The sequence below is a fragment of the Mycobacterium sp. E3247 genome (assembly GCF_001667785.1).
Classification (GTDB): domain Bacteria; phylum Actinomycetota; class Actinomycetes; order Mycobacteriales; family Mycobacteriaceae; genus Mycobacterium.
Genome location: NZ_LZJG01000500.1, coordinates 35384 through 49295, shown reverse-complemented (window position 1 = coordinate 49295; position 13912 = coordinate 35384). Strand labels below are relative to the sequence as shown.

Below are 13912 nucleotides of genomic sequence, written 5' to 3'. Positions count from 1 at the left end.
GCACCTGATCCGACGACCTACCGCGTGCTGGACGTGGGTGCGGGAACCGGGCGCAACGCTTTGGCCCTCGCCCGTCGCGGCCACCCGGTGGACGCGGTCGAAATGGCGTCGAAGCTTGCCGATGTCATGCAATCGGAGGCGGAGCGCGAAGCGCTGGCAGTGCGGGTGATTCAGAGCGATGTCTTCACCGCGATGGAAAGCGTCCACGAGGAATACCAGCTGATGGTGCTCTCCGAGGTGGTGCCCGACTTCCGGACGACCCATGAGTTGCGGGGCATGTTCGAACTCGCCGCCGCTTGTCTGGCGCCCGGCGGGCGTCTGGTGTTCAACGCCTTCTTGCCGTGCGAGGGATATGTTCCGGACAACGTCGCGATGGAACTCGGCCAGCAGTGCAACACCATGATCTACACCCGCGACCAGATGGCGGGTGCGGCGGACGGTCTTGATTTCGAATTGGTTGCCGACGATTCCGCCTACGAATACGAGAAGGCCCACCTGCCCGAGGGCGGCTGGCCGCCCACGGGCTGGTTCGAGGGATGGGCCAACGGGCTCGATGTGTTCGACGTCGACCGCGAGCGCTCGCCGATCGAGTTGCGCTGGCTGGTCTACGAGAAGTCGACCTGAACAAAGTCGAATATCGTTGCACCCATGAGTGATATGGAACCGAACCGGCGATCGTTGCTGCTGGCAACGCCCCTGTTATTGGCGGCGCTGGCGGCCGGTGACAAGGCGGACGGTGTGGGAGACATCCAGTTGTCGCCGCCGCCGAAGACCGGCCCCGACCCCGCCGAGACGTTCGTCCTCCCCTACCAGGACATTGGTTTCCGGCCCTGGGGCAATCTGCCCCCGCGCAGCGGGGAAATGGCCGTGTTGTACGGCGACTTCGACCGGCCGGGACCCTATCTGGTCATGATGAGGTGGAATCCGGGTTGGTTCAGCGCGCCACACACCTATGCGACCGACCGGATTCAGGTCGTGGTGTCCGGCACGTGGTTTGTCAACAGCGGCAACGGTTTTGAACCCAAGGACGCTGTCCCGGTCGGGCCGGGCGGTTACGTCAAGCGGGTTGCCCGCACTCCGCACTACGATGGCGTTCCGGCCGACCGACCCGACCCCGCAGTGATCGCCGTTTTCGGCATGGGACCCGTCGACATGCAGCTGATGGACGCCACCCAGCCGTCGTGGCGTCAGGTGTGATGCCGCTCAGCTCGCGGCGGTGAGGTCGCGGGTCGCCGGCCCCTCCAGCAGGGTGCCGTCCGGCGCGAACCGCGACCCGTGCAGGGGGCACTCCCACGCCTTGTCGGCGTCGTTCCAGTTCACGATCCCGCCGAGGTGCGGGCACACCGGGGAAACGACATGCTCCGTGCCATCGACACGGCAATGCGCCTCCAGATGCCACGGCGGCCCGCTCACCACGCCGCCCTCGTCGGGGCCGGGGTTCCGCCGGCCGGTGCGCAGCAGGGGGGTGATCCAGCCCTTGGCCAGATCGAATCCCACCTCGGCATTGAACTGCATGGCGGTGGGCAGCCCGGTCAGCTCGTGCGGGCTCCAGCTGGCGAAGGCTTTGGCCCAGTCCATCCGTCCGCCCAGGATGCGGCTCGACAGGGCCAACGCCGCGGCGGCCCCGTTGGTCATGCCCCACTTGTTGAAACCCGTTGCCACGAAGATGGTTTGGGTATTCGGCAGGATGGGTCCGACGTAGGGCAACTGGTCGATGGGGGTGTAGTCCTGCGCCGACCAGTAATGTGTCTGTTCGGCGCCCGGGTAGTGTTGGCGGGCCCACGACGCCAGTTCCTCGAGGGCTTTCGAGGGGCTCTTCTTGCGGCCTACGGTGTGGCCGGCTCCGCCGACGATCAGCCGCTCCCCGTCCGCGACGGGCGCATACCGCACCGAGCGCGTCGGCGAATCGGTGGAGATCATCATCGGCCGGGTGATGTTGCCCGGCACCTTGAACGCCAAGCAGTAGGACCGGCTCGGCTTCACGCGCGCGAAATATCCGCCGCGATCCAGGATCGGGATACCGGTCGCGAGAACCAGCTGGCCGGCTTCGAGTTCCGCGTCGCGGCGGACCGCGTCGTTGACGTGCACCCGAACCCGGTCCCCGCGGCTTGACACCCGCCGGACCCGCGTGTGCTCGACCAGCCGGCCACCGCGGCCGAGCAGCTCGCCGGCCAGCGCGTCCAGGAACGGCATGGGATCGAATTGCGCCTGGTCGGGCAGGCGCACCCCGCCGTGATACGGGAACGGGACCCCCGCGTCGTCGTCCCAGACCGCGGGCAGCCCAACCGCCTGGCACGCCGTCAGCTCCAGGCGGGCGGACGGCACCCCCTTGGCCGACTGGGCATAGGTGTAGGCGTCCTCACGCTGGACCGCGATGTCATGCGATTGGCAGTAGTTGACCACCCAGTCCTGGCCCTCGCGGTTGCCCTCCACGTACGCACGCGCCAGTTCCGTGCCATGCCTGGGCAGGATCTTCGACAGGTGGGTGCCCTGCAGCAGGCTGATCTTTGCGGTGGTGTTTCCCGTCGCACAGGCCCCCACCGTGCGCGCCTCGAGCACCAGCACATCCTTGCCCGCGCGGGCCAGTAATACCGCCGTCATCAGCCCGGTGATGCCGGCGCCGACGACGATGACATCCGCGGAACGGCGGCCCTTGTCAAGCTCGCTTGCGGCCCAAGGCTGTTCGGCTCGGTTGTCCAACCATAAAGACGTCACGGGTGGGCTAATACCCTCGCGAGAACAAGGGAAACCCCGCCGCGGGCCGGCCGCCCTCGTCACGCCCGCTTCAACCGTGCTCTCGCCGCTTTCACCGATTCCCCCGCGGCACGACTGGCTTCCTTGGCCCGCTCGTAGCCTTGTTCGGCGCGCTCGAGGTCGCGTTCGGCCGTGCGCAGAGCCGCGACGGCCTGCTCACGTCGCTGCCGGGACGCGTCCCGTTCGGCCCGACGCTCCGACAGCCTGGCGTCGGCATCGGCCTTCCGGTGCTCGGCGGCGGTCACCGCTGCGGTCAGTTCTTCCAGCCGCCGCCCCCTGGCCGCGTCGCGCGCGGGCCGCTTCGCGGGCCGCGGAGGCGTCGCCGGCTCCTTCGCCTTTCCTGTCCGCGCGGTCGCCGCCACCGGCGCCGCCGCGCCGAACTCACCGAAACCCGACCACCGCTCGGGCCGGGCCAGCCGGCCGAGCCGCTCCCTCACCTCGCGTTCGGCGATGGCGGCTTGCAGCGTGCTGGTGATGTCGTCGCGCACGGCGGAGGACGGGTTGCTGACGTCGGCCGCTTGCAGTGCTGCCCGCGTGAGTTCGTCGATCAGCCGATGTTGCTCGGCGGACAAGTCGCGGATACGTTGGCCGTCCATCGCGGCGTGCGCGGCGCGCAGCCGGTCCCCCAGGCCCCCCAAGCGCTGTGCGGAGTCGGTGTGCCGCAGTGCGAGTCGGTTGACGACCCACGCCGCGGTGGTCGGTTTGTTGGCCGCGGCGATCCGCTTCGCGGCGGCCTCGTCCCCGCGGCGCTTGGCCGCGGCCGTCAATTTGGTGCGCTCCGCGACGAAATCCTTCGGCGGCGCCCAATAAAGACGGTCGAGTTCGTCGTCGGCCATGACCCCCATGATCCCCGCGCCCGCACGCGCCGGTTTAAAAATCGCACGACCGTGGCACCTGATGGGCAACATCTTCCCGCTGGGCGCTGCCTTCAACCCGGCAACCAGCAGAACGCAAGGATCCGACAGCTCAATGATGCCCACGAACAGTGATCGGCCCGCCCGCCGGATCCTCTGGGATCGCAGGCCGCGCCGGTTGCTGATCGCCGCGCTGGTGATCGTGGCCGTGGCGGGCGTCGTCGTGATTGCGGCTTGCGGTCATCGCAACGCGTCGCCGAAAACCGCAGGACCGGCACAAGTCACCATCACACCCGGCCCGGATGCGCGCAACGTCGATCCACTCGCACCCGTGATGGTCAAGGCCGAGTCGGGGACGCTCACCGACGTCAGCATGGTCAACGAGAGCGGCAAGCAGGTGCAGGGTGTGATGACGCCCGACAACACCGTGTGGAAGCCCACGGTCCCGCTGGGCTATGGCCGCACCTACACGTTGACGGTCAACAGCCGAGGCCCCAATGGCCTTGCGTCGAACCAGGTTTCGTCCTTTTCGACGCTCAAACCGTCCAACCAGACGAAGGTTTCGTTCACCACCACGTCGGAGGCTGCGCTCAAAGAGGGCGGGACGTACGGCGTCGGGACGGTGGTCGTCGCCCACTTCGACGAGCAGATCGCCGACCGGGCCGCCGCCGAACGGCAGCTGGCCGTGACCACCGACCCCAAGGTGCAGGGCTCGTGGTTCTGGGTCGACGGCCAAACCGCGCACTGGCGGGCCGAGCACTACTACGCGCCGGGAACGGCCGTCACGGCCGAGGCCAAGATCTACGGAATCGCCCTGGGCAACGGCCTATTCGGGCAAGACGATACCAAGGTGTCGTTCCGGATCGGCGACGCGCACGTGTCCATCGCCGACGATGCCACCAAACAAGTCAGCGTCTTCAACAACGGCGCGTTGATGCGGACCATGCCCACCTCGATGGGTATGGGCGGCACCGAAAACGTCGGCGGAAAGAGCATCTCGCTGTGGACGCCGCCGGGTGTCTACACCGTCCTCGACAAGGGCAACCCCGTCGTCATGGACTCCTCGACATTCGGTCTGCCCAAGAACTCGCGCCTGGGTTACCGCGAAACCATCAACTACGCCACCCGGATCAGCACCGACGGCATTTACCTGCATGAGCTCGACGCCACGGTGTGGGCTCAGGGGCATCAGGACACGTCGCACGGATGCCTGAACCTCAACGCCGACAACGCGAAGTGGTTCTACGACTTCTCGGTGCCCGGCGATGTGGTCGAGGTTCGCAACAGCGGCGGCCCGCCGTTGACGCTGGCGCAGAACGGCGACTGGACGATCAGCTGGGACGACTGGCGCAAAGGCAGCGCCCTGAAGCCGACATGAGTGTGGCGTGACGGAGCCCATTCGTCATCCATAGTTGTGCTCCACTTCACAGTAAACTCTTGACTCGTTCCAGATAAGTGCGTCATATTGGTGCGGTGTCATCGACGGCCGATTACGCGGAACGACTGCGGATGGCCGATCTGCGAGTGACCCGCCCCCGGGTCGCGGTATTGGAGGCGGTGGACGCCCACCCCCACGCCGACACCGAGACCATCTTCTCGGCGGTGCGCGTCGGCCTGCCCGAGGTCTCCCGCCAGGCCGTATACGACGTCCTCAACGCGCTGAGCACGGTGGGTTTGGTCCGCCGGATCCAGCCCTCCGGATCGGTCGCCCGTTACGAGTCGCGGGTCGGCGACAACCACCACCATGTCGTGTGCCGATCCTGTGGCGTGATCGCCGACATCGACTGCGCGGTGGGTGCCGCCCCTTGCCTCACCCCGTCAGACGAGAACGAAATTCTCGACGGCTTCGTCCTCGACGAGGCCGAGGTCATCTATTGGGGCGTGTGCCCCGACTGTTCGACCGCAGGTTCCTAGCTCGCAGCCCAATCACCCCTAAGAAAGGAATGCTGTGTCCAGCGATATCTCCCAAGGCCGGCCGCCCCACGAGGACAGCAAGACGGCCAGCACCAGCGAGAGCGAAAACCCCGCAATCGCCTCCCCCAAGCCGAAATCGAATGCGCCGCTGACGAACCGGGATTGGTGGCCCGACCAGATCGACGTGTCGACGCTGCACCCGCACTCCGCGCAGGCCAACCCGCTCGGCGACGACTTCGACTACGCCGCGGAGTTCGCCAAGCTCGACGTCGAAGCGCTCAAGGCGGACGTGATCTCGGTGATGACCAACTCCCAGGATTGGTGGCCCGCAGACTACGGGCACTACGGAGGCCTGTTCATCCGGATGAGCTGGCACGCCGCGGGCACCTACCGCATTCACGACGGGCGCGGCGGCGGCGGCCAGGGCATGCAGCGGTTCGCCCCGCTGAACAGCTGGCCGGACAACGTGAGCCTGGACAAGGCCCGCCGGTTGCTGTGGCCGGTCAAGAAGAAGTACGGCAACAAGATCTCCTGGGCCGACCTGATCATCTTCGCCGGCAACTGCGCCCTGGAGTCGATGGGATTCAAGACCTTCGGCTTCGGCTTCGGCCGTGAGGACGTCTGGGAGCCCGAGGAGGTTCTCTGGGGCGAAGAGGACACCTGGTTGGGCACCGACAAGCGCTACTCGGGCAAGCGGGACCTCGCCCAGCCTTACGGGGCCACCACGATGGGCCTGATCTATGTGAATCCCGAGGGCCCCGAGGGTAAGCCGGATCCCGTCGCCGCCGCGATCGACATCCGCGAAACGTTCGGCCGGATGGCGATGAACGACGAGGAGACCGCCGCATTGATCGTCGGTGGGCACAGCTTCGGCAAGACCCACGGCGCCGGCAGCGGCGATCTGGTCGGCCCCGAGCCCGAGGCCGCCCCGATCGAACAGCAGGGGCTGGGCTGGAAGAGCTCGTATGGCACCGGCGTCGGCAAGGACGCCATCACCAGCGGCCTGGAGGTCGTCTGGACGCCCACCCCGACCAAGTGGGACAACACCTTCCTGGAGACCCTCTACGGCTACGAATGGGAGCTCACCAAGAGCCCCGGCGATGCCTGGCAGTTCGTCGCCAAGGACGGCGCCGGCGCGGGCACCATCCCCGATCCGTTCGGCGGCCCGGGCCGCGCGCCGACGATGCTGGTCACCGACATCTCGATGCGCGAGTCCCCGATCTATCGCGACATCACCCGGCGCTGGCTGGACCACCCCGAGGAGCTCGCCGATGCGTTCGCCAAGGCCTGGTACAAGCTGCTGCACCGCGACATGGGACCGGTCAGCCGCTACCTCGGGCCGTGGGTTGCCGAGCCGCAGCTGTGGCAGGACCCGGTCCCGCCGGTCGACCACGAGCTGGTCGACGACAAGGACGTCGCGGCGCTGAAGCAAAAGGTGCTCGACTCGGGCCTGTCGGTTCCGCAGCTGGTCAAGACCGCCTGGTCCGCGGCGTCCAGCTTCCGGCGCACCGACAAGCGGGGCGGCGCCAACGGGGCGCGGCTGCGCCTGGAGCCGCAGCGCAGCTGGGAGGTCAACGAGCCCTCCGAGCTGGACAAGGTCCTGCCCGTGCTGGAGAAGATCCAGCAGGACTTCAACGCGTCCGCGTCGGGCGGCAAGAAGATCTCGCTGGCCGACCTGATCGTGCTGGCCGGATCCGCGGCGGTCGAGAATGCGGCCAAGGACGCCGGCTACGAGATCTCGGTGCACTTCGCGCCCGGGCGCGCCGACGCCTCGCAGGAGAACACCGATGTGGAGTCGTTCGCGGTGCTCGAACCGCGGGCCGACGGGTTCCGCAACTACATCCGCGCCGGCGAGAAGGCGCCGCTGGAGCAGTTGCTGCACGAGCGGGCCTACCTGCTGGGGGTGACCGGTCCGGAGATGACCGTGCTCGTCGGTGGCCTGCGCGCGCTCAATGCCAACCACGGCGGGAGCAAGCACGGCGTGTTCACCGACCGGCCCGGCGTCCTGACGAACGACTTCTTCGTCAACCTGGTCGACATGGACAACGCGTGGAAGACGTCGGAGTCGGCGGAGAACGTCTACGAGGTGGTCGACCGCAAGTCGGGCCAGCTGAAGTGGACGGCCACCGCGAACGACCTGGTGTTCGGGTCGAACTCGGTGTTGCGTGCCCTTTCCGAGGTCTATGCCCAGGACGACAACGAGGGCAAGTTCGTCGAGGACTTCGTCGCCGCCTGGGTCAAGGTCATGAACGCCGACCGGTTCGACCTCAAGTAACGCACGGATACGACGCGACGCCCCGCGGGTTTTCGGCTCGCGGGGCGTCGTGCGTCGTCAGCGGCTCGCTCAGCGCGCGAGATCCCACTGGCCGAAGTCCGGCGCGAGCACGTCGTCGATGTCGACGTTGATGCCGCCGAGGAGCGGACTCGGGTTCGACGGGCTGTTCACCACGGCCTGATACAGCACCGCTGCGGGTTCCCGCGAGCCGTGCGACCACGATTTCGTCTGCCACGCCCAGCTGCGGCCCGCGGTCGTCGAGTTTCCGATGACGCCGTCCCGGATCGCCCAGCCGCACGCGTTGGCATGCCCGTAGATGCCGGTGCGGCCCACGCCCAATGCGGAGTTGATCCCCCGAAACCATTGGACGGCAACGCTGTTCCAGGTGTTCTCGTCGATGTCGTCGTCGACGCTGAAGAAGATCGGGGCAGACCCCGGGCCCCCGGCCGCGCCGTGCAACCGTTGGGCCGTCTGGGCATCCGCCACACCGCCGTCGAAGCCGCGGGTGTAATCCGACGGGTCCGGCCAGCCGGGTTTGCCGTACTGAAAGTTGCTGACGATGTGCAGGCCCGCCCCGCGCAGCGCGTCGGCGTACCCGCGGGTGAGCGGTTTTGCCTCGAAATTGGCTCCCGGCCGCGACTCCGACACGTAGTTCACCACGCCGTCATAGCCCGCCGACTTGATCTCGTCCGGCGAAATCCTGCGCTCGGCGAAATCGATCAGCCGCATGTCGGCGGCGAAGGCCTTCCGGTCGTTGAGGGGCGCGGCCGCCGCGCTCAGACCGAGCAGCACCGGTGCGGCGGCGAACTTGAATACGTCGCGCCGCGATACCGATCGTCGCGCGCCGCATTCGCCCGGTGCGGCCGAATCCTGCACGGGCGTGATGCTAACAAACGGCTCGAAAACGGGGCTAGGACGCCGTGAAGCGGGCGGCGCGGCTCCCCTGAAGCGGTCGTACAGTCCATGGCTCGGTAGTGCGCATCGGGCTGTGTGCGCGGGAGGCGGGGCGAACGGGTCAATCCCCTTCGGGGCCGGGTGGCATGATCTTTTGCGTGCCGGATTTCCGTCAGAGCGATTACGCGGCAGCCGGTGACGTGCGAGCTCGTTGCGCTCGATTAGGTAATCGAACTATAGTCTGGACACATGTCCAGTTTGCTGTCACGGAGCTCGGGAGTCCGTTGACCGCGATGGGTTCGGCGTTGTTCCGCGGTCATTCACCAGCAAAGAAGAGTTGAGTATGCGAATTGCCCTGCTGTCCTACCGTAGTAAAACCCATTGCGGCGGACAGGGCGTCTACGTGCGCCATCTCAGCCACGGTCTGGTGGAACTCGGTCATGACGTCGAGGTGTTCTCCGGTCAGCCTTATCCCGACCTGCTCGACCCGCGGGTGCGGCTGACCAAAGTGCCGAGCCTGGATCTCTACCGCGAACCCGACCCGTTCCGCGTGCCGCGGCCCAGCGAGATTCGCGACTCGATCGACCTGTTGGAACTGCTCACCACGTGGACCGCGGGGTTCCCCGAACCGCGGACATTCACCATGCGCGCCGCGCGGTTACTGGCTGGCCGGGCGGCCGATTTCGACGTCGTGCACGACAACCAGAGCCTGGGCACCGGGCTGCTCAGGATCGCCGGCGCGGGACTGCCGGTGGTGGCGACGGTGCACCATCCCATCACCCGTGACCGGGTGCTCGATCTGGCCGCGGCGCGTTGGTGGCGAAAACCGTTGGTGCAGCGATGGTATGGGTTCCTGGGGATGCAGCAGCAGGTGGCGCGCCAGATCCCGGACCTGCTGACCGTTTCGTCGTCGTCGGCGGCGGACATCGTCAGCGACTTCGGGGTCTCGCCGGAGCAGCTGCACGTGGTGCCGCTGGGTGTGAACACCGAACTGTTCAAGCCGGGGTCGCAGCCCCGGCATCCCGGGCGGGTCATCGCCATCGCCAGCGCGGATACCCCGCTCAAGGGTGTGCGCACCCTACTGCAGGCGGTCGCGCGGCTGCGCACGATCAGGGATCTCGAGCTGCGGCTGGTTGCGAAGGTCGAACCCAACGGCCCGACCCATAAACTCATCGCCGAGCTCGGCATCTCCGACATCGTCCACATCACCAGTGGGCTTTCCGACGCCGAGCTTGCCGCGCTGTTCGCGTCGGCCGAAGTCGCCTGCATTCCCTCGCTCTACGAAGGGTTTTCGCTGCCCGCGGTGGAGGCCATGTCCAGCGGCACGCCGATCGTGGCCAGCCGGGTGGGCGCCCTGCCTGAAGTCCTCGGCGCCGACGGTGCGTGCGCCGAACTGGTGCCACCGGCCGACGTCGACGCGCTCACCCGCGCGCTCGGTGACCTGCTGGACTCGCCGGAGAAGCGGCGGAGTCTGGGTAAGGCGGGACGAACCCGTGCGGTCGACGTGTTCAGCTGGGAGGCGGTGGCCGCTCAAACCGTCCGGGTGTACGAGCGGGCGATCGCACGCAACACGGCCGCGGCTGAAGGCGAAGCGCCATGCTGACCGTCGATTTCGACCGGCTGCGGGTCGGGCCCGCGACCAAGGTCATCGACGTCGGGTGCGGGGCCGGCCGGCACGCCTTCGAGGCGTATCGGCGCGGCGCGGACGTGGTCGCGTTCGACCGCGACGCGGACGAATTGCGTTCGGTCGACACCATTCTGCGCGCGATGGCGGAAGCCTGCGAGGCGCCCGCCGGGGCGTCGGCGAAGGCGGTGCTCGGTGATGCGCTGAAATTGCCGTACGCCGACGAGACGTTCGACTGCGTGATCGCATCGGAGATCCTCGAGCACATTCCGCGCGACGACGCCGCCATCGCCGAACTGATCAGGGTGCTCAAAGTCGGCGGCACCCTGGCGGTCAGTGTGCCGCGCTGGCTGCCGGAGCGGGTGTGTTGGCTGCTGTCCGACGAATACCACAGCAATGAGGGCGGCCACGTCCGCATCTACCGGGCCAGCGAACTACGCGACAAAATCGTCGACGGTGGCATGCAATTGACGCACGCCCACCACGCCCACGCGCTGCACTCCCCCTTCTGGTGGCTGAAATGCGCTGTGGGCGTGTCAAACACCGACCACCGCGCCGTGTCCGCGTACCACAAACTCCTGGTGTGGGACCTGATGCAGCGGCCGAAGATCACGCAGCTGGCGGAATCGCTACTCAATCCCCTGGTCGGCAAGAGCGTGGCGATGTACTTCGTCAAACAGCCGGCGGCCGAAAGCCCAGCGACCGTGGGATGTGCAGTTGCATCGGTCTAATCCCCCATCGGTCCGGGGCGTCCTCAGTCCCGAGCAGTGCCGTCAAACCGCGGCGTCAATCGCAGCCCTCCAAGAGCCCTCGGGAGCCATCCCCTGGTCTGAGGGCGGTCACACCGATCCGTGGGATCACGTCGAGTGTGCGATGGCGCTCACCGCCGCCGGGTTGCTGGAACCGGCGCGCGCCGCGTTCGAATGGAGCCGCCGCACGCAGCGCGCCGACGGCTCCTGGCCCATCCAGCTGCGCGCGGGGGTCGTCGAGGACGCCAACAGCGACAGCAACTTCTGCGCCTACATCGCTACCGGTGTCTGGCACCACGTGCTGGTCACGGGCGACCAGCGCTTTGCCACTCAGATGTGGCCGGTCGTGCAGAAGGCCATTGACTTCGTCATCGATCTGCAGGTCGGCTATGGCGAGATCTGTTGGGCCCGAAGCGAAGCCGGTCCCCTGCAGGAAGCGTTGTTGACCGGCTGCGCGAGCGTTTTCCACAGCATCCGGTGCGCCCTGGCGCTCGCCGCCCTGGTCGGCGAGCCGCAGCCGGAGTGGGAACTGGCCCTGGGCCGCCTCGGTCACGCGATCGCCGCTCACCCGGAGGTGTTCACCGAAAAAGACCGCTACTCGATGGACTGGTACTACCCCATCCTCGGTAGCGCCTTGCGGGGGCCGCAGGCGGCCGCGCGGATCAAGCAGCGGTGGGACGACTTCGTGGTCGGCGGCCTCGGCATTCGGTGCGTGGTCGACAGACCCTGGGTTACCGGCGCCGAGACATGCGAATTGGTCATGGCGCTCGATGCCATCGGCCAGCGGTCGGCGGCGCACCGGCAGTTCGGCGCGATGCAGCATCTGCGCGAACAAGACGGCTCCTACTGGACGGGGCTGGTTTTCGCGGACGGCAAGCGGTGGCCCGAGGAGCGCACCACGTGGACGGGCGCGGCGATGATCCTGGCCGCGGACGCGCTCTCGGACACCACGGCGGGCGCCGGAATCTTCCGCGGCCACCGACTGCCGATGGGCTTGCAGACGGACTTCGACTGCGAATGCGTCGGCGCCGGCCCGGGTCGGTGACGGTCGACTCTAGATCGCTTCGCCCGGCCGCCCGCTGACGCGTTCGAGCACCCGCAGCGACCCGGTGGCCGAAACCTCGCGGAACTGACCGGAATCGATTGCGCGACAGTAGATGTAATACGGTGGCCGGCCGCCATCCTTTGGGTCGGGGAACACGTCGTGGATGGCCAGTCCACCGCCGACGGCCACCCACGTCGCCCAACCATCGAAATCTTGGTTGGCGGCGGCCTCGCTGTGGCCGCCGTCGATGAACAAGAACTGCAGCGGCGACCGCCAGCCGGCGGCCACGACCGGCGACTTGCCCACGACGGCGACGACGTGGTCGGCAAGCCCCGCGGCATCGAGCGTGCGGCGGAATGTCGGCAGCGTGTCGAACAGCCCCGTGACCTCGTCGACGAGTGAGGCGTCGTGGTACTCCCAACCGGGCTGGTGCTCTTCGGAGCCGTGGTGGTGGTCGATCGTGTACAGCACGCCGCCCGTCTGCTGGGCCGCCGCACCCAGCAACAGGGTGGATTTGCCGCAGTACGTGCCGATCTCGACGCCGACGCCGTTGCCGAGATATCGCAGGGCGGCGTCGTAGAGCGCGCGGCCCTCGTCGGCGGGCAGGAAACCCCGCACCTGCTCGGCCAACGCAAACAAGCGCTCGGGTGCGCTCGCATCGACGTGACTCATCAGATGAACCTATCGTTTCCGGCGACAGCGCCGGCGCGGTGGTCGTGGTGGCGATCAGGAGTGTTCACAAAACGTAAGTCCAGCGGCCGGGGCGGGACCGCTTTACCATCATGCTGTGCGCCGCCCCTCGCCCGTTCGTAGCTGTGTTGCTGCTGTCCTCGCCGTGGTCCTGACCGTGGGCGGGCTGGTATTGCCCGCCGCGGTGCCGTCGTCCGGCATCCCGAGCGCCGCCGCGGCCAGCTGCCCCCCGGTGCAGGTGGTGTTCGCCCGCGGCCGAATGGAATCGCCCGGACCGGGAGCGCTGGGCAACGCGTTCATCAGCGCGCTGCGATCCAAGGTCAACAAGAACATCGGCGTGTATGCCGTCAATTACCCGGCCGACACCGAGGTTGCTCAGGGTGCCAACGACATGAGCCGCCATGTTCAGGACATGATCACCAATTGCCCCAATACCCGACTGGTGCTGGGCGGTTACTCGCTGGGGGCGGCCGTCACCGACGTTGTGCTCGCGGCGCCCATTGGTGCGTTCGGATTCGACAGCCCATTGCCGCCGGGCGCCGATCAGCACATCGCGGCCGTGGCGTTGTTCGGCAACGGAAGCCAGTGGGTGGGGCCGATCACCAACTTCAGCCCGATCTACAACGACCGGACCATCGAGTTGTGCCACGGCGCCGATCCCATCTGCAACCCGGCGGACCCGAACACCTGGAAGGCGAACTGGCCGCAACACCTTGCCGGTGCCTACATCGATGCCGGCATGGCCAACCAGGCCGCCGACTTCGTCGCCGGCAAGCTCTGAGACGCGGGAGAGTCGCTCCCGGCCAATAGGCGACCCTCAGATTTGATAGCGCCGGCGCTATCGGATTCGCGAATCAGGGAAATGATCAACCGTCTGGTCACTCGGGTGGCCAACGGGCGCGCTATACGCAATTTTGCACTATTACGTGCGAATATTCAGGCCGGAGTGTTGGTGCTCGAGTACAGCTTGAAGTCGCGGATGAGCGGAATGACCTCGCCACCGGGAATCGCGGCGTGCTGCCGGGCGCGGAAAGCCGGGTGACGGCGCATCGCGTCACGACGTTCGCGCTCATGCCGCTGAGCCGCGGTCCATAACGGATGGGACTGAAGGAA

The 13912-nt window shown here is 67.4% G+C and carries 13 protein-coding genes; 9 read left to right on the top strand and 4 right to left on the bottom strand.

The features are described 5' to 3' along the window. Both A9X04_RS25335 and A9X04_RS25330 read left to right on the top strand, forming a co-directional pair. A partial coding sequence (locus A9X04_RS25335) for a bifunctional 2-polyprenyl-6-hydroxyphenol methylase/3-demethylubiquinol 3-O-methyltransferase UbiG (protein ID WP_156764530.1) occupies positions 1-624 on the top strand: 624 nt, incomplete at its 5' end. Positions 625-648: 24 nt separating this feature from the next. Next, positions 649-1197, top strand: a complete 549-nt coding sequence (locus A9X04_RS25330) for a tat pathway signal sequence (protein WP_067926696.1) — start codon at positions 649-651, stop codon at positions 1195-1197. A gap of 6 nt (positions 1198-1203) precedes the next feature. On the opposite strand, the gene A9X04_RS25325 is transcribed toward A9X04_RS25330, so the two are convergent. After that, positions 1204-2715, bottom strand: a complete 1512-nt coding sequence (locus tag A9X04_RS25325; protein WP_067926693.1) for an FAD-dependent oxidoreductase — start codon at positions 2713-2715, stop codon at positions 1204-1206. Between the two features lie 59 nt (positions 2716-2774). Beyond that, complete coding sequence (locus A9X04_RS25320; protein WP_067926718.1) at positions 2775-3590, bottom strand: hypothetical protein; 816 nt, start codon at positions 3588-3590, stop codon at positions 2775-2777. Between the two features lie 133 nt (positions 3591-3723). Between A9X04_RS25320 and A9X04_RS25315 the strand changes: the two genes are divergently transcribed. The 3 genes from A9X04_RS25315 (at position 3724) to katG (ending at position 7797) form a co-directional block, all read left to right on the top strand. Next, complete coding sequence (locus A9X04_RS25315) at positions 3724-4986, top strand: Ig-like domain-containing protein (RefSeq protein WP_067926716.1); 1263 nt, start codon at positions 3724-3726, stop codon at positions 4984-4986. A gap of 95 nt (positions 4987-5081) precedes the next feature. Next, complete coding sequence (locus A9X04_RS25310) at positions 5082-5522, top strand: Fur family transcriptional regulator (RefSeq protein ID WP_082972763.1); 441 nt, start codon at positions 5082-5084, stop codon at positions 5520-5522. 34 nt (positions 5523-5556) lie between these two features. Next, positions 5557-7797: a catalase/peroxidase HPI gene (gene katG / locus A9X04_RS25305; protein WP_067926688.1), complete on the top strand. Its 2241-nt coding sequence runs from the start codon at positions 5557-5559 to the stop codon at positions 7795-7797. Positions 7798-7866: 69 nt separating this feature from the next. Here katG and A9X04_RS25300 read toward each other — a convergent pair whose 3' ends face one another. Next, positions 7867-8673, bottom strand: a complete 807-nt coding sequence (locus A9X04_RS25300; RefSeq protein WP_067926685.1) for a DUF1906 domain-containing protein — start codon at positions 8671-8673, stop codon at positions 7867-7869. Between the two features lie 361 nt (positions 8674-9034). On the opposite strand from A9X04_RS25300, the gene A9X04_RS25295 reads away from it, so the two are divergent. The 3 genes from A9X04_RS25295 to A9X04_RS25285 are packed head-to-tail and all read left to right on the top strand — an operon-like array spanning position 9035 to position 12109. Next, a complete protein-coding gene (locus A9X04_RS25295; protein WP_067926682.1) occupies positions 9035-10294 on the top strand; it encodes a glycosyltransferase family 4 protein in 1260 nt (419 codons plus the stop codon). Next, positions 10288-11046: a class I SAM-dependent methyltransferase gene (locus tag A9X04_RS25290; protein ID WP_067926680.1), complete on the top strand. Its 759-nt coding sequence runs from the start codon at positions 10288-10290 to the stop codon at positions 11044-11046. The genes A9X04_RS25295 and A9X04_RS25290 overlap by 7 nt, the downstream gene beginning before the upstream one ends. Continuing rightward, positions 11033-12109 (top strand): prenyltransferase, encoded by a 1077-nt coding sequence (locus A9X04_RS25285; protein WP_067926713.1) that lies wholly within the window; start codon positions 11033-11035, stop codon positions 12107-12109. The genes A9X04_RS25290 and A9X04_RS25285 overlap by 14 nt, the downstream gene beginning before the upstream one ends. Positions 12110-12118: 9 nt before the next feature. On the opposite strand, the gene A9X04_RS25280 is transcribed toward A9X04_RS25285, so the two are convergent. Next, complete coding sequence (locus A9X04_RS25280; protein WP_067926677.1) at positions 12119-12781, bottom strand: class I SAM-dependent methyltransferase; 663 nt, start codon at positions 12779-12781, stop codon at positions 12119-12121. Between the two features lie 169 nt (positions 12782-12950). Here A9X04_RS25280 and A9X04_RS25275 point away from each other — a divergent pair, with 169 nt between their 5' ends. Beyond that, on the top strand, positions 12951-13580 hold the full coding sequence (locus tag A9X04_RS25275) for a cutinase family protein (RefSeq protein WP_369807517.1): 630 nt from the start codon (positions 12951-12953) through the stop codon (positions 13578-13580). The last annotated feature ends 332 nt before the right edge of the window (positions 13581-13912 follow it).

What these genes read in the sequence shown, in the direction of transcription:
- A9X04_RS25330 (WP_067926696.1), top strand. Translation starts at nt 649, where the DNA reads ATGAGTGATATGGAACCGAACCGGCGATCGTTGCTGCTGGCAACGCCC.
- A9X04_RS25320 (WP_067926718.1), bottom strand. Translation starts at nt 3,590, where the DNA reads ATGGCCGACGACGAACTCGACCGTCTTTATTGGGCGCCGCCGAAGGAT.
- A9X04_RS25315 (WP_067926716.1), top strand. Translation starts at nt 3,724, where the DNA reads ATGATGCCCACGAACAGTGATCGGCCCGCCCGCCGGATCCTCTGGGAT.
- A9X04_RS25295 (WP_067926682.1), top strand. Translation starts at nt 9,035, where the DNA reads ATGCGAATTGCCCTGCTGTCCTACCGTAGTAAAACCCATTGCGGCGGA.
- A9X04_RS25290 (WP_067926680.1), top strand. Translation starts at nt 10,288, where the DNA reads ATGCTGACCGTCGATTTCGACCGGCTGCGGGTCGGGCCCGCGACCAAG.
- A9X04_RS25280 (WP_067926677.1), bottom strand. Translation starts at nt 12,781, where the DNA reads ATGAGTCACGTCGATGCGAGCGCACCCGAGCGCTTGTTTGCGTTGGCC.